Source organism: Aureispira sp. CCB-QB1, from assembly GCF_000724545.1.
Lineage (GTDB): Bacteria > Bacteroidota > Bacteroidia > Chitinophagales > Saprospiraceae > Aureispira.
The window spans coordinates 1-22,731 of the sequence record NZ_JHBV01000139.1 but is presented as its reverse complement, the minus strand read 5'-3'; the positions used below and the strand labels follow the sequence as shown (position 1 = coordinate 22,731).

Here is a 22,731-nt window from a genome sequence, read left to right as displayed (position 1 = left end):
CATATGTATTAAATTATGTATTTTTGAGAATGTTATTCAGTTTATCAAAAACACGCTCTAAAATTCTTCTATCCTCTGTTATTATATTAGCTGTTCCTTCCATTTTTTGCCGAAAAGGGATTGTTTTACTGTAGGTAGTTACAAGGTTGTCTGGGAGGATAACTTCAACTAAATAATTGGTAGTTTTTTGCTCTATTGAGGTAATAGGAACAAGGGAAATTCCACCAACTTTTGCCTTTATAACACCATATTCTTGAAAGGGAAATCCATCTAATTGGATATTTATATTTTGACCTATTTTCACCTTACCCGAATTGGCAATAGGCAGTTCAGCTCTACCGATAACTTTTCCTTGTTTTTCATTAGGAACAACTGTAAAAATAGCTTGATTGGCATTCACAAATTGTTGCTCACTCCATATTTGAGAAAAAGATATTGTTCCATTTATTGGAGCCACTATCAAATAAGATTCCTTCCAAGTTTCTATTTTACTTCTCAAATCTTCTATATTAGTGATAATATTTAGTTCATGCTCTGATTGTAGATTATTTCTGTTTTGGTTAATTTCTGTGATTTGAGTTTGTAACTGCTCTATATTGATGTTGTTGGATATAATTTGATTTTCAACACCCTCCAATTGTCTTTTGTATTGTAAAAAAGCAGTTTCTACTCTTTCCAATTCAACATTTGAGATAACCTTCTCTAAATGTAGTTTTTTATTACGATTTAGGTCTTTTTTAGAAAGATTTACTTCTTCTAATAAGGTAAGCTGTTGTTTCCTTAAATTTGTGTTTAATTCACTTATATATTGAATTTGAGCCTTTAAAGATTTACTCTTTTGAATACCATCTTCTTGTTCTAAAAAATATTGATAAGCATTTATTTTTTGTACTAAAGAAGCATAACTTCCTTGTAAATTACCTAGTGCTAAATTGGGGATAACTGGTATTTTTGTATGTTCATTTTTTTCAATAACAATATTTTCTAAGAAATGAGATAATCTAATAACATCGTCTGCGGAGGTTGGGTTGTCTAATCTGGCTAAAATATCCCCTTTATTTACTTCTTGATTGTTATGAATGAAAAGACTATCAATTTTCCCACTTGCTCTAGCTATAACTTGAATAACTGGTTTTTCTGTAATAATCGTAATTTTTGTTGGAATAACGTCTGGGTATTTTATCAACCATGCAAGCCAAGCAAAAATAAGTACTGTTAAGAATATAATCGTAATCCCCCATCTTAGCAGCCAATTTGGGGGATTACCTAAAATTTGGTCAATTTCATCACTATTATTGAGTTTAATATTTTCCGCTTTTTCTATCAAAGGTTTTGTTGCCATAATCTAATTTCCTAATTCTAATTGATCCTTGATTAATTTAAAATATAACCCTTGATTTTGGACTAGTTCCTGGTGCGTTCCAATTTCTTTTAGTTCGCCTTTTTCAAGAACAACTATTTGGTCAGCATTTTTAACTGTACTAAGCCTATGAGCGATAATAACAACTGTTTTTCCTGCAAAAAATTGGTCCAAATTTTCTACAATAATTTTTTCATTTTTACTGTCTAAAGCATTAGTAGCTTCATCGAAAAAGAGAAAATCAGGATTTTTATAAACTGCACGAGCAATTAACAATCGTTGTCGTTGTCCTTGACTAATTCCATTTCCTTTTGCTCCAATATTGGTATTGTAACTCAATGGTAAGTCTTCTATAAATTCTTGAATATTGGCTATTTTTACCGCTTTTAGTAGCTTATTTTTATCTACTGATTCATCACTTTCTGCAATATTATTAGCGATGGTATTTGAAAAGATATAGCCATCTTGCATCACAGCTCCACATTTCTCACGCCATAGGCTTTTTTTAATACTGCTAATTGGTGTATTCCCGAGTTTAATACTACCTTTTCGTGGTTTGTAAAAACCAAGTAATAATTTAACTAGAGTTGTTTTTCCACTTCCACTCGTGCCCACTATGGCTGTTACTTTACCCGCTGGAATTGTTAAGTCAATCTCCTTTAATACATCATCATCGAGTTCATTATATCTAAAGTTTACGTTATCTAGCCTTATAGCGACATTTTTAGGCACAATATCTAATTCAAGTCCATCTTTTTCTTCCTCTTCTTTGCCATGGATTTCATTCAATCGCTCTAAACTAATTTTAGCATCTTGAGCCGTCCGAATGAAACCAATCATTTGATACAAAGGAGTATTTAATTGTCCTACAATATATTGAACTGCTAGCATCATCCCAAGTGTCATACTACCTTCAATGACTGCTTTTGCTGCGATAAATGATATTAAAATATCTTTTACCCTATTGATAGAATTAGCTCCTGTATCTTGATACTGGCTAATGGAGAGAGAACGAATATTAGCATTGAAAAGTCTTGCTTGAATATTTGTCCAATATCGTTTATGCTTATGTTCACTATTTTGAAGTTTTATTTCTTGCATACCGTTGATTAACTCAATAAGTGTACTTTGATTTTGAGATAGTTCACTAAAGAGTTGGTAATCGACCTCCTTTCGTTTTTTTAGGAAAATAAAAATCCATAGAAAATAAATAACACTAAAGCCTAAGAAGAGTAGAAAAATAGTACTATTATAAAGTAATAGAACGACTCCAAAAATCAACAAATTAATTAAAGAGAAAAGAATATTTAGTGTTGATCCTGTTAAGAAGGATTCAATACGTTTATGATCTCCTATTCTCTGTAATAAATCACCAATCATCTTAGTATCAAAAAAACCAATAGGTAATTTCATTAGCTTTACTAAAAAGTCTGACACTAGAGAAATATTAATTCGAGTGCTGATATGCAATAATATCCAACTTTGTAATAGACTTACTCCTGTTTGTCCTACAAAGACCATTAATTGAGCAATCAAAATTAACCATATAAAGCCAATATTTTGATTCTGTATTCCTACATCAACAATAGATTGGGTTAGAAATGGAAAAACAAGCTGAAAAAGACTTCCCAACAACAACCCTATCGATAATTGAAAAATTAATTTTTTGTAAGGGGATAAGTATTTGATTAAAAAACCAAATCCTCTTTTTTCAATTGCTTCTTTTTCTTGCTCAAAAAACTGGGGTGTTGTTTCTAGTAGTAAAGCAATACCTTTTTTATCATCACTAATCCAGTTTTTTTGAAATGTTTTATGCTCTAGTTTGTGTTTACCACTTGCTGGGTCGGCAATCCAAATATATTTTTTGCTGTATTTGTATACTACTACGAAATGCTTTTGGTTCCAATGTACGATACAAGGCAAAGGCGCTTCTGACAATCCTACAATATCATTTCCTTCACTATAAAGTGGAACTTTAATTGACATAGTACGAAAACCAATCGTTTCTGCGGCTTCCATTATACCCTTCAAAGAAACCCCATTTCGAGAGAAATAACTTTTAGAACGTAGGTGTTCTAATGTATAGTTTTGACCATAATAAGCAGCAATCATCTTTAGACAAGTTGGACCACAATCCATTGTGTCATGTTGTTGATAATACGGAAACTGTAAGGGCATAAAATATTATGATTTGAGTTCAGATTCTGTTATTATAGTATTTAGTTTGTAATGTTGTATGGCTTGCTTTTTTAATGGGTTTTGACTCCATTCCTCCCATTCTCCTGTTATTGGATCATAACCACATTTCAAAGGAGCCGAGTAAATATCATCAGGGTTCTCTAAATAAGCTCTACAATCTGTACAGATATATCTAAATTCACAAGTTTTGCATTTTTTTATATCATCCTTTTTTATATTCCAAACTTCTTTAAATATAGAACTTCTAATAACTTCATCTAAGTCTGTTGTTTCTACATGACCATAAGAGTTTTTCATAGAAGGGCAGTTTTTAATTTGACCATTCTTATCAACGGATATTTTTCTATTAAGGCAAGTATTATATACTTGAGCTTCTGTAAATGTATTGACATTTACAGCAAAAAAACCTGTATTAATAGCACCACAATGGGACTCACTATGTATTTGGTTAGATATTAAATATACTCCTACATCAGCAAAGTACTCGCTTTTATATAATTGTTCATCTTTAGGAGCAGAATGAATAAACAAAGACGAAGTCCGTTGGTTAGAAACAAATATTTTCTCAAAATTCCAATTATATACATCTGGATTGTAAGCAAAGAATACTTTAACATCTCTTATTCTTGTTTTCTTGAAATAGGATAAAATTTCATACAGTCGTTCTTCATTAATACTATGAAAACAACGAACTTCTATACCTTTGCACCCCCATTCTGTCAATTTATCTACAAACAACCCTACATCGTGAGTTGACTTTTCATCAAAATCTAATATTGCATTTGTAATATTACTAGGATGTTTCCATTCAATATTTAAAGCTGGAAAATTCTGAGGAGTAGAAGTATAAAATGCTAAATCTTGCATTTCTAAATAATCAAAAAATTCCTGTATCCGATTATGAATATCCTTATCGTATTTTTGAAAAATAGCATCAATCGATAAGTTCTCATATTTTGTGAATATTTCTACAATACCATCAGGTAATGAAAAGATTTCTCCTCGTTGTAAATCACACAAAATGCTTCTAGAAATTCCTTTTACTATGATACAGTTCGCATGTAATTTTATATAATTACTCATGATAATTTTGAAATGGGTTTACTGAATTTATGACAACTAGACTGTGTACTATTATAAGATTCAAATATTTCTATTCGACTACTATTTTTTGATACGTCAGATATATCTTCAGTTGTTAGATAACGAAAATTTAGAGGTAGTTTTTTAATAATGTGTTCAATATTAAAATTAGAGGTTTCTTTCTTCATTTTGTTGGATTAAATATTGGGCTATTTTTTCTTCTAAAAAATAATTACAAGGGCTAGATGTCATACCAAACTGACCGATTGGATTTACTTCCAAAAACACATATTGATTATCTAAAGTCTTAATTAAATCCAATGACCCACTTGTCAAACCAAGTTTATTAACGAGTATATGAAGCGCATTTTCTATATCCTGTTCTAATAGATAAGGTGTTTTTCTATTTGGACGATCTAGGTTATAATTTCTAAAATCTACTTTAGTTTTTTCATCATTTTGCGAAAAAATTGCCATAGGATAAAAAGTATTATCCATATAGAAAATTCTCAATTCAAATGATTTATTGATCTGTTCTTGAAATAATGTTGGGAAAAATGAATTTGGAATATCTTTAAGCGACTCTTTCGTAATTAAACAAGTTTTTAAGCTATGTATTTGTTTTTTATCTCTAAAAAACGAAGTTTCTCCTAATGGTTTTGAAATAACGTCTCCTACTTTGGAAATAAACTCCAATAGTTCTTTTTTTTCTGTTGTTACAAGCGTTTTAGGTATATTAAGACCTACTTCCTTTGCCACTTCTAAAACATTTAATTTATTAACATTTGCCTCTTTAGGATGAGATAACCATTTTTTTGATTGAAGTTTTTTTATAAATAATTGTTGAAGGGTTTTATATTCTCGCCCTAAATATTTTAAAATTTCAGCCTTATTGTCATAATTACTCTCAATACCAACTATCGTTTCATCAAAATAGTTTTCGGATATAGACCGCCTAAACCAACATACATTAATTTGTTCTAGTGAAAAATTTTTAAAACTTAAACTACCATCTTTATAATTAATATTTTCAAGTACATCTTCACCATTTACTCTGATATACGGAGCATCATAATGCTCTAACCAATCCATTATATCTTCTGTAGAGTATTCTGACTCAGCTTTGCTAAGTATTAGTATCATCCTTCTATTTTTTCAAGATTAAGTACCAAATGATATGAATTAGGTAATTGATAATCTAGTTTTACAAATCCATATTCCTCATGATACCAAAAATTCAAACTTGTTTCTACCTCTTCACTTGTACCTTTTGCATCTATTCTATGACAAAGTAGTGTGCCAAGTGGTGTTTCTACCTCTTTTTTCCCTTTATAAGTATATTCAACATCAAGACCAATACTTTCTTTATAATCTAATTTAGCATCCTCAAACCAATAGGAGGGTATATGTAACGTAGAAGTCCAACTTTCCTTACCTTTTCTAATTTCAGGAAATGGACAAAATTCTGTTAGACAAAATCCGAAATTACGTGGAGGATGTAAAAAAACGCTATTGCTGTCCTCAACTACTCCTGTCTTATCTCCAAAAAGAATTCGTCCTTTAGAATTTAGATAATCATACTTAATAATAGTTTGAGTATTAGAAAGCGAAGTATGACCTTTTGATTCAAAGACGGTTAAAGCTATTTTTTCAATAGGGTAAAGACTATCTGTATCAAAATTTGCTATAGGGCTTATTTCCCAATCTATACAATCTATTGAATTGTTTTCGATACATTTACGATTAAACTTAACAATAGAGTGAAGCTTTTTTTCATTTGTTTGTGAAAGAGTATAATTGTAGATGAATTTTCTTTTGGGAATGAATGCAAGATTGTCTTCATTCATAGACCAATTGGAGCTGTCATCATCAACAAATTCAGCAGGAATAGCAACATTATACCAATTAGGAAGGGGCATTTTTTCTGTTTTTTTAGTATTCTTAACAGTACAACCTACTATAAAAAGCAAACTACATAAAATACTTATTTGACTAAGATTCATAAATATTGTTTTATATTTAAACGAAATAGCAATCCTGTTTTAATAAACAGGATTGCCCTAGAACAAAAATATTAAGTAGCTGGGCTTAATGGTTCAGGAGTACATGTATCATACCAATCACCATCCGCTTCTGTATCACCATATCCATTTCCACTCATAACATTATATTTCCAAGTACACTTAGATGTATTAGTAGAATACCCAGGATCTGCACCACCAAATATATTTTGTGTAGTGTCAAGTTTAGCTATGTCATTCTCAAATGCTGAGAAGTTATCTTTTTTTGATTTTTTCATAATTCTTTTTAGGATTTTAAATTTCATTAAATATTAACAATCAGAGTACCAGTCGCCAAATTTCTCTGAATCATAATCTGTAGGACCAAATACAGAAGACATTTCAACTGTTCCTTTACAGTTTTCTGTAGAATAACCACAATCTTGTGCAACAGCGGCATTTTGATTAGTTGCTCCTCCTGTAATTAAGTCTAATTTCTCAATTGAAGAGGTAAACTTTTCAAAGTCTTTTTTCATTTTAAATAATTTAAAAATTTGAGTTTTCTCACTTTCACGTAGGTGAGTTTCACGCCTGTTTGAGGTTACTATTATATGATCAGTACAATAGCAAGGATACAGGGGTCCTCTCATTACTAATAGTAATAATATCCTTTATTCTTTATTAAGAATTAGCCAAACTTAAAAGGTTGATTTATATCAATAGTGAAGTGTTTTGGGGATTCATGGGATAATTTAATATTTGAGATTGTTCGTAATAATATTACATTAAAGTCAAAAATTCAATATTTTAATTATTTTTTTGTTTTTTTTAACGAAACAAGTAAAATATTTCAATAAATATCAAAATGATATTCTTTATGGGTTTAGTCTCAAAAAGACTTATCTATGGAATGTTTTTGATTTTTGTTCGATATTATTCTAAGTTCCCTTTCTTTTATGAATGTTACTAGTTTGTAACTTGAGTATGAGCTCCAAATTAGGTAAAATTGCTTGTATAACCAATAACGTTAATTTAAGTGTGCTCCATCACTTTTAGTAGAGGATATGTTTAAGTAAAAAGTCTTTTAGCGGGTTTAAGTAACTATTGTCTAAATCCCATAAGTCGGAACCAATAAATACTCTTTCTCCTTCTTTTGCTTTTTCACTTCCTTCATCAGGTTAAATTCACGAGAACTAGGTTTCAGCGTTTTTGCGATTTTTTGTATCAAAACTCGTTCTTTTGAATGAGAATGAAACCAAATTTTGTTAAACAGTTTTATTCAACTTAGGAAGTTTAACTTTTAAATCAAACCAATTTTTTGCAAAAAACATCCAATTTTGAACCAAATTATGCAAACGCCCTTCTCGTGAATTTAACCTGCTTCCTTCATACAACATTGGGTAAAGTCGAACAAAAGTCAAAAATGTTTCATAGGGCTATTTACTTGAATTAATACCTCCAGATCTCATTTTTCCTAGAATTAGTTAACAGCTTCAATCCAATAACCAGATGCATCACATATTAACCATAGTAAAAGCAGTACTACTGCTATTATACCCCATACAATAGACTTTTTCCAAGTCCATCCTTCATTAGTCTCTTCTGACTTTTGCATAGTGATAGTTTTTATTGCTATAAATTTGATTTTGAAGAATAAAGAAGATATCAACATAAAAATTTTAGGAAGATACTCCTTTTGACAAGGTATTTAAATTATATTTTGACTCTACGGCTACTATTTATTTGGTTGTGGATTGTTACTAAAGGCTCTCCAGTTGTTTCATCAAACTTAAGTTCAAATTCTATAGCTTGTACAACTCCTGTAATACTTTTTCCTGGGTCATGTGTTCCTCCTATTTTATTCCTTTGCTTTATTCGATAAGGCATTTTCCAAAAAAATATGGACGTCTCATATAAAGAACTACCTTTAGGCGTGTAAGAAATTTTTTCAATGTTAAGTGATCTATAATCTAAATGGTATCCTTTTTTAGAAACAGGAGGTTCTATATTTAATTTTATCTCTTTCTTTTCCACAAGTTCATCTATGAGAGGTATAGAACTCAAGTAATCAATTACTTTTTCCTTAATAATTTCTGTTACTTCTTGCATATGCTCGTTATTCATAGTTTTTTTTATTTTTTTGTATTGTCCAAGGTACAAATAAATCTAGATGGGGTATAATCGATATACATTTAAAAATTGCCACATCTAAGGTTATAGGAAATAAAATTGACTACCTTCTTGTGTTTGTTAGTATGAATATACTGTTAATTTATAAGATGCATCATTATTTTTTTCGCTTTGGGATGATTTTAATTTTATTCTTATTATCTACATCTGCTTATGCAGATTTGTCAAAGACATTTAATATAGATATTCCTGATGCTTACGTTTTTTTAGAAGAATCCTTTAATACAAATAATAATTACACATTAATTACCGTATTAAAAGTAATTCAAACGAATCATTCACAAAAAAGTATTATTAGTTATAATCACTGCCCTAACGATTTTTTGTATGACATGGAAATATCATTTTATGATATGTCTAATTTTCAAAAAATTTCACCAGCAAATTGTTCCATAGAAATCCCACCTCGTAGTAGTAATATCTCCTTCATTCGATATAAAACAAAAGGTCATTTAAATGAAAATAATGTATATATATATTTCTATCTAACGAATCGTTATTTTGACATAAATAATATTTATCTATATTACAATCCAGATAAATATACATATCAAAGTAATGACAATTCTCTTTTCTTTACCATTATATAAATAGATATTTTTTAGTAAAAAAGCTTAAATTTCCATAGTAACTTATTTGGATATTACTATTTTATATGTATTTAAGTCGTTTTTTCTGATTATTTGAATGAAATAGGTTCCACTTTTAAGAAAACTGATATCTAGAAAGTCAGTATCACCATCTGTTAGGCTTATAATCTTTCCAAGTACATCTAAAACTTTGATTTTAGAATCAACAGATATTTTATTTTTAAAATAAACGATCCCATCACTAGGATTAGGATATATAGTATTCAAACTTTTGTTTTCTCCCTGATATTTATCTATTGATATCGTTCCACCACCAGCTCCACCAGATACATTTTCTTCAATATGGATATATTGTGTTGGTAATTTATTAGAATAGCTTCGTGGCTTAGATAGATCAGCAACTATAAGACTGTAATTACAAAGATTAGGATATAAATTATAATTTGATATTCTAATCTGATTGCCATCCACGCATTCTACAAAACCGACATGACCAGCTGAACCTACAGGATTTCCTTCGCCTGGACCTGCACCATCGTCTCCTGGTTCCCAATGTGCAATTGATCCATTTGCTGGGATAGTGTCAACTCTTACTCCATTAGCTCTAAAAATATCATCCCAACGGCAAGCATTACGTAATTTTTCTGTACTAGAACTTGGCGAACAGTCAGTATTAGTCCCTACTGGCGTTCCCGAAATATGATACATACCACTATGTAAATCTCTATTCAAGTAATCATTGACTCTATATGCTACCCAAGAAGTGCAATTATATTTTACCATACCCCAACCATCTTGTCCTACAGTAGCCTCTGTGCATTCTGTCCCATTGTAAGAACCATTGGGATATGTATTTTGTGAACTGGAATTGCAATCTGGAAAAATTGTAATTGAAAAATCTGAGCTATATATAGTTTGGTTATTTATGACAGCTCTATATTTATAAGAATAATCGCCAATCTCATTTAATTGCATAGATTTACCATAAGAATTTCCAGAAACATTGTTCATTGCTTCTGAAAAGAAATTATTCTCAGGAGATATAAAATCTATATACACAATCGGATTTCCTCCCCCTGTAAAACTAGCTCCAAAATTTAAGGGAGTTTGATCAACAATCGCTTTAGCACTTAAAATAGGAGGATATCCAACTAATTGAACTTGCTGTAGTTGAGTAAAATTAATAGTTTCATTATTGTTTCCAAAACCAGAGACAAATATTGTTGCCAACTTGTCTGTATTACTTGTGTTAGGGGGGAAATTTAAAGTAATTGTAGCGTTCCCAGTCCCTGACGTAGGATTTGTTGTCATCCAAGCCTGATTATCTGAAATATTCCAAGAACTATTTGAAATTATATCAAATGTTGTTGTTGTTTCATTCCCATTTACAGTCAAGTTCATAGGAGAGACGGTCAAATTTGCATTTTGTCCCGCTTGAGATATATTGACAGTTCTTGATATTCCAGAGCTAGATATGGTTACATTTCCTGTTCGTGATGAAGTGCTTGTATTTGCCGATAAGGATACATATACATTTCCGTTATTACTACCAGATGTAACATTTGTAGTAATCCAAGAGGCACTAGAAGATACACTCCATGATGTGTTAGAACTAATGGTGATTGGAGAAGTACTACTACTCGCACTTTTATTTAAGCTCATAGGAGAGACGGTCAAATTTGCATTTTGTCCCGCTTGAGATATATTGACAGTTCTTGATATTCCAGAGCTAGATATGGTTACATTTCCTGTTCGTGATGAAGTGCTTGTATTTGCCGATAAGGATACATATACATTTCCGTTATTACTACCAGATGTAACATTTGTAGTAATCCAAGAGGCACTAGAAGATACACTCCATGATGTGTTAGAACTAATGGTGATTGGAGAAGTACTACTACTCGCACTTTTATTTAAACTCATAGGAGAGACGGTCAATGTGTTATTTGCTGACACATTAACCGTAACAGGTTGGGCATAATACCTTCCTCCCGATGAAGATGTAATGGTAATATAGTAGGTTTTTGATTGTCCAGAGGATAGTCCATGATAGATAGTTTTATTACGATAGCTGTATCCTGCTGTATAGTTTATAGATCCACCCAATACAGGTCCACATACACTACCATCTTTTACGTACATTGTACCATTACTAGAAAAAGTGGTTCCATCACACTTTTCCATTCTAAATATAATTTGAGAAGCAGTTAGACTAATAACTTTGACTCGAATTATTCCATGAGCCCAAGATAATCCTGAACAATTTAATGTCGAACCAGAACAATTTGTAAATGTATTCAGATTTGGGATACTGGAATAAGTTTGTGCATTTAGTTGATTTAATCCTAAAGTAATTAGAGTGAGGAAACACAATGATTTAAATAAATTCATATAGAAATATTTTAATAAAATTCATGTATTACTTTGTTTACTTATTTTTTTCTAAAATGTTTCAAATCAGTGATTACTTATTTTTATATCTAAGCTAGTAAAGCTTCAACCAAGCTCCCACTAGCTTATTTACTATTTCCGCTTACGAAAACCACTAATTTCAACCCCTTGGTGACGAAGGTATTTGTAAAGCGTAGCTTTACTGATCGAAAGATTTGTACAAATTTCTGATATACTCAATTTTTCATCCTTATAGAGTGCCTGAGCAGCAATCGCTTTTTGTTGGGCATTTGGAGATAAGCCTTTTGGTCTTCCACCGACTCGTCCTCTTGCTCTGGCTGCTTTGAGTCCAGCTTGTGTGCGTTCCCGAATAATGTCTCTTTCAAATTCTGCGAGGGAAGCAAAGATATTAAAAACTAATCGCCCCTGAGAGGTGGTGGTATCAATTGGGTCATTGATACTTTGGAGTCCAATTCCTTTTTCATTTAGTTCATGTACTAACTCAACCAGATGTTTGAGAGAGCGCCCCAATCGGTCTAATTTCCAAATCACTAAAATATCACCCTCTCGTAATTGAGAAAGTAGGCGATCTAATTCTACTCTTTCAGTTTTTGCTCCACTGACTACTTCATGGTAAATTTGTTTACAACCTTCCTTTTTTAAGGCGTCAATCTGTAAATTTAAAGATTGATCTTTTGTGCTGACTCTTGCATATCCAATTTTCATTTACAAGTTTACAAAACTTATTTGAAAGCATAAAATTAAACTTAGATTAAGTAGACCAGTTTTTTAAACATAATTATGAAGTAATTTGTAGATCTTCTAATTTTGAAGTTGAGTTCACATAAACGGTCCTTTTTTTGAACTTATTATATATACAGAATAATTATTTAAAAACGTTAGAATTATCATTGTTGATTTGAACCTAGCAGAATATTTATCATAACATTTTACTTGAAATATTCCACAAAAAATAAGCGATTATTAATAATACAACAAAGAATATAACAGACAAAGCAACCACAATTTTTACAATTAAACTCCATGTCTCTTTTTCTTTATCCGTGTTGCTCTTTCCTGTTTGTATTAAATTCAACCTTTGACTAACTTCCTTTACATATAATCCTTGATAACCAAATTGCTGAATATAGTTAATACAGAGTTTTTCGCTGTTCTCTGCCATGATCTTTTGAAAGAACTCTTTCTCTTTTTCTAGATTAACTAATTCTCGCCTTCTTTTTTTAGCATATTCTAAATGCTCTTTTGTATGTGGATGTGGAGTACTAAGATAATTCTTAAAAGCCTCTATTGTATCTTCCTGTTTTGCTTTATTAAATGCCTCTTTTTCTTGTTTTTGATTAAGACCTTGCTCAAGTAATGTTTTAATTTCATCTATATATGTCCCATTTGGATACTGCTCACAATAAACTTTATAGCTCTCTATGGCATCTTGTTCTTTTGCTTTTAGAAAAAATATCCTTTCTTCTGCTTTATTTCTATTCATTCCATTGGGGAATTTTTGTAAATAAGATTTCAATTCATTGATATTATTGGTATTTTCTATTTTTAAGAAAAAAATGCAATCCTCCGCTTTATCAATATAAAGTCCATTGGGATAATTAGCCTTATATTCCTCTAGTTTTGATGATTCCCCAGATTTTTTTGCATCAATAAAAGCTTCTTCATCCTTTAAATTTGCCTGGACTTTTAATAAGATTTGCCTTACAGAGTTTATTTTATCTCCTTCTGGATAAAGATCTATATATTCTTTACAGCTATTTTGTTGCTTATCTCCCTCATATTGAAGAATCTCTTGATATAATTGACCTTCTTTTTCTTTACGCTCGATTTCAAGTAAGATAGATTTTACATTTTCTTTAAGCCCATCCTCATCATCATATTCGGACAAGAAATCTTTACATAATTCTTTTGTAGGATTAGCTTTTATTGAGTGGTATAATTCTTCCCGATTTTTCTCAATAATTAGAGATTTTATTCTGTGATCAGCTTCTTCTCGTTTAACTCCTCCTTGGTATAAATCTAAGTACTTCTTTAACTCCTCGATAGTCGTTAATCCTTCATAATAATTCAATTCTTCTAGTCGATCTTGAACCTCTATGATGTATTTGCCATTATTATCTTGGAATTTTAAAAGATATGCTTCATAATCATCTTTTTCTTTGGATTGTTCTGCTTGTCCATAAGATTTTTCATCTATTTCATGGAATTTATCTTGTAGTTCTTGAGCATATTTTGATCCGTTGTACTTTTGAATAAATTCGACTATCAAATCAATTGAATCTTCATTAATTGCTTTGTGATAATCTCTTTCTCTTTGTAAATCTAAATTATTTATTTCTTTACTAATTTGTTGATAACACTCTTTGTATATTGATTGTTCCTCTTTTGAAGTACCCTCCACATAACTTTTTAACTCAGATAGTTTTGCATAATTTGCATTCTTTTTGGCATCTTCAAAATCAACATTTAGTTTTTTAATCTTCTTCTCAATGTTTAAATCTTCTAGCTCATTTGTAGCTTCTTTCCTATATTCGCCATTTGAAAAAGTATCTAGATAAAGTTCAATCTTTTCTTTTTTTCTGTGAGGTGACTTCTCTTTGGTTATTTCAATCCAGTAACTTATGTCTTTTAATTTCAATTCAGCTTCACTGAAATTACTACTATAAGGAAAAGATGTAATATAGTCCAAAAACCTAGCCTTCCTATTTTTAGGTGGTGTTCTTTTATCTGGTATATCTTGCCATGCTTCCTTAGCTTCTGCTCTTTTCTTTAGCTCTTCAATGAAAAGCTTTGCTTTTCCAGCATATTTACTTGTTGGAAACTTTTCTATAAAGATTGTGAAAGCTACAATATCACTACTTGTTTTGATTTTTTCCCACTCTTCTATTGCTCTATCGTCCTTTGTTAAATCAGACTTAATTTTATCTATATGTTTAAGCAACTCTTTTGCCTCTTTCAAATATTTTGGACGGTTCAATTTTCTATTCTCTGTAAATTCTTGAAACTTATTAAAGGCATTAGTTAAGTGACCGAGCCATTCTTTTCTTTCAGTTATTAACTCATTTCTACGATTTTCGGCTTCTCTCTTATATTGTGAACTTGGGAAATTTCTAATAAAATCATCATACTCTTCTACTCTATCTTCTTCATTTACATCCTTCCATCTTTTATGTTCATCCTCTTTTAGATATAGAAAAAAATCTCCCCCATTGTGTCCTTCAAAATAACCATCTGTTGGATTAGATTTGTATTCTTCTTTTCTAAATTTAGCTTTTGTATATGTAATAATAGTACTCATCGCTATTTCGTAAGAACTAGCATTATTCCTTAACACTTCAACGATTGTATCTATAAAAGGGCTATTATCTAAATTTAATAAAGTACCATCATCAACGGGTTCATTTGTATTACCAGATGTAAATATTATTCTTGATTTATTACTGTTAACACTACTATATGTTCTTATAAGAGAAGATTCCTGAAACAGGTTGCCAGCCATACAACCATTAATAAACAGAGTGATTCCCTTTAAATCTTCAACTTCCTTTAGTTGCTTTTGGAAATCATAAAAAGAATACCAGTCGCTCATATTTTTGGCAGAACTACTATTTACAAACGGCATATAAAAGCCACCATTCAAAACATTTCCATGACCATTATAAAAAACTAATAACGAGTCATTTTTTGTTATTTTTTGTTTTAGTTTAAGGAAAGAATCAGCAATTTTTCTTGAAGTAAAATCTGTGTTATGAATCTTTTCATGAAGTTCGACTTTGTATTTATCTAAAAGTATTTCTATAACTTTATTAGAATCATTGACGGCACTTGGCAGGCGACTTATATTTTTATCATCATAGTCAGCAATCGCAATTGATATTAAATATGTCTTCCCAGATTGAATTGACGATATCATAAATTGAAATTTCTTTTTCGGAGATAAATAGGTTCTTTTGTTATGAAAATGCGGAACCGAGGAGCAAATATACGAGGATTTATAACCACTGAATTATTCATAAATTCATTGATAGAAACACTTTTTACAAATCTTTGTGGTGGGCTATCAGCAGGAGGATTCATCTCAACCCATCCTGTCTGTTTTAATATTTCAGCGTCAGTATAGAATTTAACGGGTAATTCCTTTTTGTCATTTCCCCAAAAACTATTCATGTCCTGCTCTTTAACTTCTGTTATTGAATGAAGAGGTTTTGCAGGGGGGTGTAAATGCCCAAAAGTTAAATTTTCTTCAAAGTGTTCATTAAAATATTGTTCGGCAATATATTGAGCACTTATTAATGTACTCCCCAAAAGCTCTTTTTCGTGATAGAGTGAATTTATACTTTCTTCTTCAGAATAGTTATACAACAAGTATAACGGATATGCACACAGAGAATATGCATAGTCTAATAAAGCTTTAATTTGGAATTTCTCATGTACATTATTGGTCTTATGCCAAAATGCCGAGTATTTAGCTTTTGAAATGTTTTTTTGACTTTTATCAACATAAAGCCTCTTTGCCTGACATGGAAAAATCACATTTTTATTTTCTTCAAAAGCATAAATGATTTCAATATCGCTTCCATTTGTTTTCTCATTCTTTGAATGAAAAAGTCTTATTGGTAAATGGATTTTTTCTTCATTTATGATTCGTGCTAACTCTCTTATTAACTTATTGGTTAATTCTCTTTCATCTACTTTCGAGATTTCATTTCGCTGTTTAGCAGAAAATTGTAATTCCTCCCAGACATATACTGAAAAATAAGCTAACCAATCTTTTAACAGACCATTCTGATAAAACTTATTAAGGTAAGCTTCCTGTTTTTTAGTTGAATAATGCATGTTTCTTGTATTAAAAAATGGATTTTTTTTCTAAAAATATCCCATATTGTAAATGAAGGTTTATAAAAAGATTCGATGAGTTTCACATGACCTAACTAACAGTAACTACATTCCATTGGCTTTGATCTATACCTGATAAATATTGATCAAACCGATCTTTATGCACAGCAATACAAAGTAAATGGGTTGCTCTAGAAAAGCCTACATAGGTCATTTTAGCAGTTTGTCTAATTTTTCCTTTACTCGTTACACTAGTTCCCAATGTTTGATTAATGTCGATATTCAATAGCTGATTTCGTATTCTTTCAGATTCATAATTTCCATATCCACGTTCGAAAAAGGTCTCTAAATATAATGTAGATGTATGTGTTTGTCCTTTTACAGAATGAACTGTACCTATTTCAATTTTTATATCATTAAGTTCATAGATATTTGATTGTCCTATGATTTCTAATTGTTCTGGGGTTATACTTGATGGATTGTTAATAAAATCAATAGATTTATCTATTTCTTTGGCAAATAAGGACAAAAAGGATGGAATAAATGATTGTAAATTTTCATATACCTGATCTACATTACCTCTGATTATAGAGAAGGACCACTGATAAAGTTTAAGCTTAAAAGACTCATATTCTGAAGAAGAATGATCTTTTAAATAAGGCATCAATGTTCTTTTAGAATAGATTCGATCATACTGGTCAAAAACGCCTTCTAGCCTTAATATTTTCAAAAGAGCATTTAATATATTTTTTCGAATTGCACTCAATGTTTTAACCTCCTTGTCAAAAAATAAAAGGTAATCTTCTAATACTTGATAATCCACTTTATTTTTATGACCAATTACCGAGTATTCATTCCAGTAATCAGAAAGCCCTAATTTTCCTATTTCTGAGTGTTCTTTACGCCAAGCAACAGCTGCAAATTTATTCTGAGAACTAGTAGGTATTTTCCCGACTTCCTGTAATTTTTGAATTATTCCTGCATAGGTAGGTATAACTTGGTGTATACTATCATCATCAAAGAGTAGGATATAAGGTTTTATATCTATTAAAGAGCCATCATCGTTTTTTCTCAAGCCAGAAATAGTATTAGCTGTTAAGGCTAAGTTTTGCACTATTGGAGCTAAATGATGATTAATTCTGTGACTCCCATTAATGTAGAGAGTTGGAGTCCTTTGATCCCATATATGAGTTTCATGTTTTGAAAAACCATTAAAAATAGCTTGATTACAATCTCCTATTCTTTGGTATATAGAAGTGCTAGTTCCTTCATCGAAAAAAAGTTTTTCAAGTAACTCATATTGATGGGTATCCATGTCTTGCATTTCATCTACAAAAACATATTTAAACCTCTTTTGTAATATACCTTTTGTCTTAGGGTAAGATGCTAATTGATAATTTGCAAGCGTGTATCCATCATCAAAATGTAAATATCCTTTTTTTAATAACCTTAATTTAAAATTAAATAAAGCTTTATAAGTAGGTGAGTCTGGATTCTTTAATTTAAAATTCTCGATGGTTCCATTTACATATTGAACAAGTTTTAATTCCTTTTTTGAGAGCCTAATTGATTTCAAAAAAGCTAAACCATCTCTTTGTCTATTTAAGAAATTTGTTAGTGTCCTATTAGGTGTATTATGATAGAACTGTTCAACTTGTTCGTAGTATGTTTCATTATCAATTCGAAAAGGTCTTGTTCTAAACTCATTTACATAGAATGGAATAGCAAGAAAGGTATCAACAAAACTTTGAATAGTTCCTATAAAGCTAGGGTATTGGAATAATTGTGGGCAGTAAGTACTAATTCGTTCTTTTATTTCATCAATAGCTGCATTTGTATGAGATAGAAGTAGAATCCCTTCATTGTCATCAAAAGGCATATAACGATCCAATATAAGCAGCTTTGCTAATAATGCTGTAGTTTTTCCACTGCCAGGAACAGCTTGCAAATCAAGTGTTCTGAAATCTCGAATGAAATCTTTTCTTTCATCATCAAAAGATTGACTTGGTTCTAATAAAATTCTTTCTGCATATAAAATGTCTTCATCTGTGATACTAAGCATTTGTTCCATATTTTATAGCGTCAATCAAATATTTTATAGATGGGTCATTTTCATCTATTACAATACTACTATCAGAACTTAGTTTTTGAGCTAACTGGTGTGCAATTTCTGTCTTTTTTAATCCTTTATTTATAAGTTTTTTTCCGAGTTCCATTTCCAAAGAACTAGGGTCAACTTGAGGATGCACTATTTTGAAAATGTCATTAAAAGTAGAACCAAGAGATGTTGATTTATATAAAGCATATTCAAGTGTCCAGTTGGGGGCAACGAAAGCCTTTACAACTTGTTTATTCCAATCTTTTTCTATGGTTGATTTTTTTGCTATAGATTCGTTCTGAACATCAGTTGAATTTCTTTTGATATACTCATAAACAACCTTTCCATCAGAACCCTTTATAACTTTCCCCTGTGCATCTAATTTTGCTCTTTTTTCATAGTCTCTAATGTCAACATCTGTAATGAGGGAAACAGGAATATCCATTATGTTTTCTTTATCTGTTCGAAGAAATATCTGAGAGTATCTTAAAAAAGCGGTATTCCCAATATTTACCACAGAAACTCCAGCCTCTGTTAAATTTTTAGGAATAATACCTTGTAACTTTAATTTTTGAGCAAAAGCAGGAAGCAGCAATTCTTCTGCCCAACCTTCAACGAATATTAATCCTTTTGCAAAGAATAAATTTGCTTTTGTTGCATCTAGGAATCGTTCCAAAAATACATAATCCTCTGGGATAAGTTCAGTGTATTGACTTCCCAATGGGAATGCTGAATTTTTACTACATAAAATTAGATTTTCAAGGTTTAATTTAGACCCTAAACTTGGAGAATGTGTGGTAAGAATTAATTGAATATTTTGTTTTTCTTGAAGTGCTTCGATTATTTGCATTTGAGCTTGTGGATGCAAATGTGCTTCTAATTCTTCTATAAGACCTAAACGGAGACCACTCCAATTATTTTTTTCAAGATGCAAGAGCTCAGATGCCATAAAAAGCCTATTCAAAGTACCCAATCCTGGGTTTATTTCATCTTTTAATGATAACTCTAATCGTTCTAATATATTTTTCAGAGATCCTCCTGATATTCCAAAATTGGATTCTTTTTCTTGATCGTAAAAAGATTGTATCAGTTTATCTACTTTAGATTTTAGTTCCTTTCCTTTTAGATTATCTCCGACTAAGGGATTTTGATCTTTATCTTTTCCTTGAAAATAATTTTCTACAGAAACGTTGAATTCTTGGAATAATTGAACAAGAATATGATTTTCTTCTTTGTCTTTAAAAGCTTCATGACCTTGTAATATTTTCGATAATCTAGAATTCCTTTTAGGAATGAGTTCGGTTTGAGCATCTCTTAATGGCTTCAAATATGTTACTTTTAAGTATTCTCTTGCTTCCGCAGTAAGTTGATAACCTCTTTCATCAACTCCAGCTTTTACATCACTAGGATAAATAAAGTAGTCCTCTAAATTTCTATGAACATTATAAATTAGTCGTAGAAAGGGAGCAGCTTCCTCTCCTTCGCCTTTCCAACCAAGCCATTCAATAAAGTGCTTAGCTTCATTATCTGATAAATCAGAAAACTCTAATTCAATTCTTAGATTTGTGGAATCTTTGAAGAAATCTTCATGGCTAATTCTAAGCCAATCATAACTATGTGTCTTTAATACTATTTTAATAGCATCAATAATTCCACTCTTCCCTGAGTCATTTTCCCCAATTAGTACATTAAGCCCATTCTTAAAATTTAAATCCAGATTAGGTTCTTCTAAGTCTAGTTCTGATTCAGAACCATATTTTCTAAAATTCCAAAGTTTTATATTTGATAAATGCATTCTAAGTGTTTTAAAGGCTATTTTGTAGATATTACGTTTTTTAGTAAAAATATATATTTAAATACATTAACTTATAACGATTATACTATTAAACACTTAGTTTTTTTAGTTTTTGACGAATTTTGTTTTCTGTACGAAACAAAAATGTAGGTTTTGTGGGATAGAAGAGTCTGTAGTCTCTTTTTCAATAGGGGCACATGTTTTACCAAAATTATTAGGAGAGAATAATTTTACAAGTAATTTTGAATGTGATGACTGTAACAGTAAATTTAGTAAGTATGAGAGTCATTTAACAACACTATTTCTATCAAGTCTTTCTATTATGCACATTAGGAAAAAAAGGAAAGTACCTATATTTTAATCAAGAGAAGAAAACAGAGATAAGAATAGAATCACAAAATTAAAATCTACAGATACAAATCAAAAATAATTCATTATTGGAAAACCAGAGGACTATAAAATAGGTCAGAAAGAGAAGAAAGTAACAATTACTTTTAGAAATAGTGCTATTAATCCTAGTTATATATACAGAGCTTTAGTCAAAATTGGATTATCTCTTCTTCCTCAAAAGGACATCATAAATCATGAAAAATCATTTTCTTGGCTTTTAAATGAAGATGCAGATAATGATATTGGATATATACTCAGCGTAAAAATGCTTAATGCCGCAGACTATGGAATTCCACAGGACAGAAAACGAGTATTTTTCGTTGGTTTTCGAAAAGACCTTGGAATAAGATATCAATTTCCCAAACCCTTTCCTTTTAAAGTTACCCTTCACCAAACAATAAAAGATCTTCAAACAAACGTTCTGTCTGAAAAAGCAAACAACTACTCTAACAAGGAACAATGTGCTATTCCCTATCATGAATATATGACAGGGGACTTTTCTTCCCGTTACCTTTCTCGAAACCGTGTCCGAACATGGAACCAACAAAGCTTTACCATTCAAGCAGGTGGAAGGCATGCTCCTATTCATCCACAAGCTCCAAAGATGATACAACAAGCAAAAGATGCATACACCTTCCTACCACAAAAAGAATCGCTCTATCGTCGTTTAAGCATCAGAGAATGTGCTCGAATACAAACCTTTCCAGATAACTTTCTCTTTTTCTATGACCGCTTAACAACGGGATATAAAATGGTTGGGAATGCTGTTCCTGTCCAACTTGCCTTTGTCATCGCAAAAAGCATTCAAAAGCAATTATTAGAGTAGAGATAGACTTCAATCATTTTCTTTTCGCCCTCCCTCCTATCTATGCTATCATCCGATTACAGCTCTCTTTTCGAGGGCTGTTTTTGCTATTTCACATTCCCACCACATTTTTTATCAAAACAACGATGATATGCAAAAAAATAAAAAGAATGCTTTGGATACAGATGTGTATCAAGAAGTAACCGATAAACTTATCCAATTACTTGAAAACGGTACCATTCCTTGGAAACAACTGTTCAAAACTTCTGAATACGGATTTGCCCAGAACTTCTTCACCAAACACCAATACACAGGAATCAATTGGTTCTTGCTCAACTTTATCGCAGAATATGAAGTGCCGTATTACTTGACCTGGAAGCAAATTCAAAAATTAGGAGGAAAAATCATTAGAGGTTCAAAAGCAGAATACATTTATTACGTCAATTTTTATTGTACAGATGAAGAAGGAAAAAAGCTTTCTGCTACAGAGATACGAACGGCGGAAGAAAACGAAACTCCAATTCAAAAACGTCCTTATTTAAAGCGATATACTGTTTTTAATATCAGTTATACAGAAGGTATTGAATGGGAGAAGCTAGCTCTTGAAAAACAAGAGATTCGACCAATTGAGCACTGTGAATCACTGCTTGATGCAATGGAAGAAGCTCCTAAAATTCTATTTTCAGATGAAAATAGAGCTTACTATGCACCTCTTCTAGATTATATCAATATGCCTAATCTCCAACAATTTGTAGCACATGGTGCTGAAGCTTATTACAGAGTTCTTTTTCATGAACTAATTCATTGGACTGGGCATCGTTCTCGGTTGGCACGAAAAGGAATTCTCCAGATGAAGCAAAAAAATAAAATGATTTACGCTGAGGAAGAATTAAGTAAGGTGACAAAAGAAACCGTATAATAAAAATAGTTTATATTAGCAAAATGAAAAAACGGTACATCAAGTTAACAGAAT

The 22,731-nt window shown here is 31.0% G+C and carries 16 protein-coding genes and 1 pseudogene; 3 read left to right on the top strand and 14 right to left on the bottom strand.

The window, feature by feature from the left end; all coding sequences use genetic code 11:
• Nucleotides 1-13: 13 nt before the first annotated feature.
• The 14 genes and pseudogenes from CG11_RS26935 to CG11_RS26860 all read right to left on the bottom strand — a co-directional run bounded on the left by CG11_RS26935 (nucleotide 14) and on the right by CG11_RS26860 (nucleotide 20,563).
• Nucleotides 14-1,342: an HlyD family secretion protein gene (locus CG11_RS26935; RefSeq protein WP_052600012.1), complete on the bottom strand. Its 1,329-nt coding sequence runs from the start codon at nucleotides 1,340-1,342 to the stop codon at nucleotides 14-16.
• A gap of 3 nt (nucleotides 1,343-1,345) precedes the next feature.
• Nucleotides 1,346-3,538, bottom strand: coding sequence for a peptidase domain-containing ABC transporter (locus tag CG11_RS26930; RefSeq protein ID WP_052600011.1), 2,193 nt, complete (start codon nucleotides 3,536-3,538; stop codon nucleotides 1,346-1,348).
• Nucleotides 3,539-3,544: 6 nt separating this feature from the next.
• Nucleotides 3,545-4,642, bottom strand: coding sequence for a grasp-with-spasm system SPASM domain peptide maturase (gene gwsS, locus CG11_RS26925; protein WP_052600010.1), 1,098 nt, complete (start codon nucleotides 4,640-4,642; stop codon nucleotides 3,545-3,547).
• Between the two features lie 168 nt (nucleotides 4,643-4,810).
• Nucleotides 4,811-5,785, bottom strand: coding sequence for a grasp-with-spasm system ATP-grasp peptide maturase (gene gwsG / locus CG11_RS26915; protein ID WP_052600008.1), 975 nt, complete (start codon nucleotides 5,783-5,785; stop codon nucleotides 4,811-4,813).
• Nucleotides 5,782-6,645: a hypothetical protein gene (locus tag CG11_RS26910; protein ID WP_052600007.1), complete on the bottom strand. Its 864-nt coding sequence runs from the start codon at nucleotides 6,643-6,645 to the stop codon at nucleotides 5,782-5,784. The genes gwsG and CG11_RS26910 overlap by 4 nt, the downstream gene beginning before the upstream one ends.
• Nucleotides 6,646-6,716: 71 nt before the next feature.
• Complete coding sequence (locus tag CG11_RS26905; RefSeq protein ID WP_052600006.1) at nucleotides 6,717-6,941, bottom strand: hypothetical protein; 225 nt, start codon at nucleotides 6,939-6,941, stop codon at nucleotides 6,717-6,719.
• A 33-nt stretch (nucleotides 6,942-6,974) separates the two neighbouring features.
• Nucleotides 6,975-7,178, bottom strand: a complete 204-nt coding sequence (locus tag CG11_RS26900) for a hypothetical protein (protein WP_052600005.1) — start codon at nucleotides 7,176-7,178, stop codon at nucleotides 6,975-6,977.
• Nucleotides 7,179-8,355: 1,177 nt separating this feature from the next.
• Complete coding sequence (locus CG11_RS26895; protein ID WP_052600004.1) at nucleotides 8,356-8,766, bottom strand: hypothetical protein; 411 nt, start codon at nucleotides 8,764-8,766, stop codon at nucleotides 8,356-8,358.
• A gap of 698 nt (nucleotides 8,767-9,464) precedes the next feature.
• On the bottom strand, nucleotides 9,465-11,813 hold the full coding sequence (locus CG11_RS26885) for a BACON domain-containing carbohydrate-binding protein (protein WP_052600002.1): 2,349 nt from the start codon (nucleotides 11,811-11,813) through the stop codon (nucleotides 9,465-9,467).
• 144 nt (nucleotides 11,814-11,957) lie between these two features.
• Nucleotides 11,958-12,539, bottom strand: a pseudogene (locus CG11_RS26880) (recombinase family protein); the annotation flags it as partial.
• A gap of 214 nt (nucleotides 12,540-12,753) precedes the next feature.
• A complete protein-coding gene (locus CG11_RS26875) occupies nucleotides 12,754-15,747 on the bottom strand; it encodes a caspase family protein (RefSeq protein WP_052600000.1) in 2,994 nt (997 codons plus the stop codon).
• Nucleotides 15,744-16,670, bottom strand: a complete 927-nt coding sequence (locus CG11_RS26870) for a DUF6615 family protein (protein WP_052599999.1) — start codon at nucleotides 16,668-16,670, stop codon at nucleotides 15,744-15,746. The genes CG11_RS26875 and CG11_RS26870 overlap by 4 nt, the downstream gene beginning before the upstream one ends.
• 91 nt (nucleotides 16,671-16,761) lie before the next feature.
• Entirely contained in the window at nucleotides 16,762-18,741 is a 1,980-nt protein-coding gene (locus CG11_RS26865; RefSeq protein WP_052599998.1) for a UvrD-helicase domain-containing protein, read from the bottom strand.
• Nucleotides 18,725-20,563: an ATP-dependent endonuclease gene (locus CG11_RS26860; RefSeq protein ID WP_052599997.1), complete on the bottom strand. Its 1,839-nt coding sequence runs from the start codon at nucleotides 20,561-20,563 to the stop codon at nucleotides 18,725-18,727. Before CG11_RS26860 ends, CG11_RS26865 begins: the two co-directional genes overlap by 17 nt.
• 112 nt (nucleotides 20,564-20,675) lie before the next feature.
• Here CG11_RS26860 and CG11_RS31090 point away from each other — a divergent pair, with 112 nt between their 5' ends.
• The 3 genes from CG11_RS31090 (at nucleotide 20,676) to CG11_RS26850 (ending at nucleotide 22,677) form a co-directional block, all read left to right on the top strand.
• Nucleotides 20,676-20,924: an HNH endonuclease gene (locus CG11_RS31090; RefSeq protein ID WP_072011017.1), complete on the top strand. Its 249-nt coding sequence runs from the start codon at nucleotides 20,676-20,678 to the stop codon at nucleotides 20,922-20,924.
• A 213-nt stretch (nucleotides 20,925-21,137) separates the two neighbouring features.
• Complete coding sequence (gene dcm / locus CG11_RS26855; RefSeq protein WP_076784554.1) at nucleotides 21,138-21,779, top strand: DNA (cytosine-5-)-methyltransferase; 642 nt, start codon at nucleotides 21,138-21,140, stop codon at nucleotides 21,777-21,779.
• A gap of 130 nt (nucleotides 21,780-21,909) precedes the next feature.
• On the top strand, nucleotides 21,910-22,677 hold the full coding sequence (locus CG11_RS26850) for an ArdC family protein (protein ID WP_052599995.1): 768 nt from the start codon (nucleotides 21,910-21,912) through the stop codon (nucleotides 22,675-22,677).
• Nucleotides 22,678-22,731 lie beyond the last annotated feature (54 nt).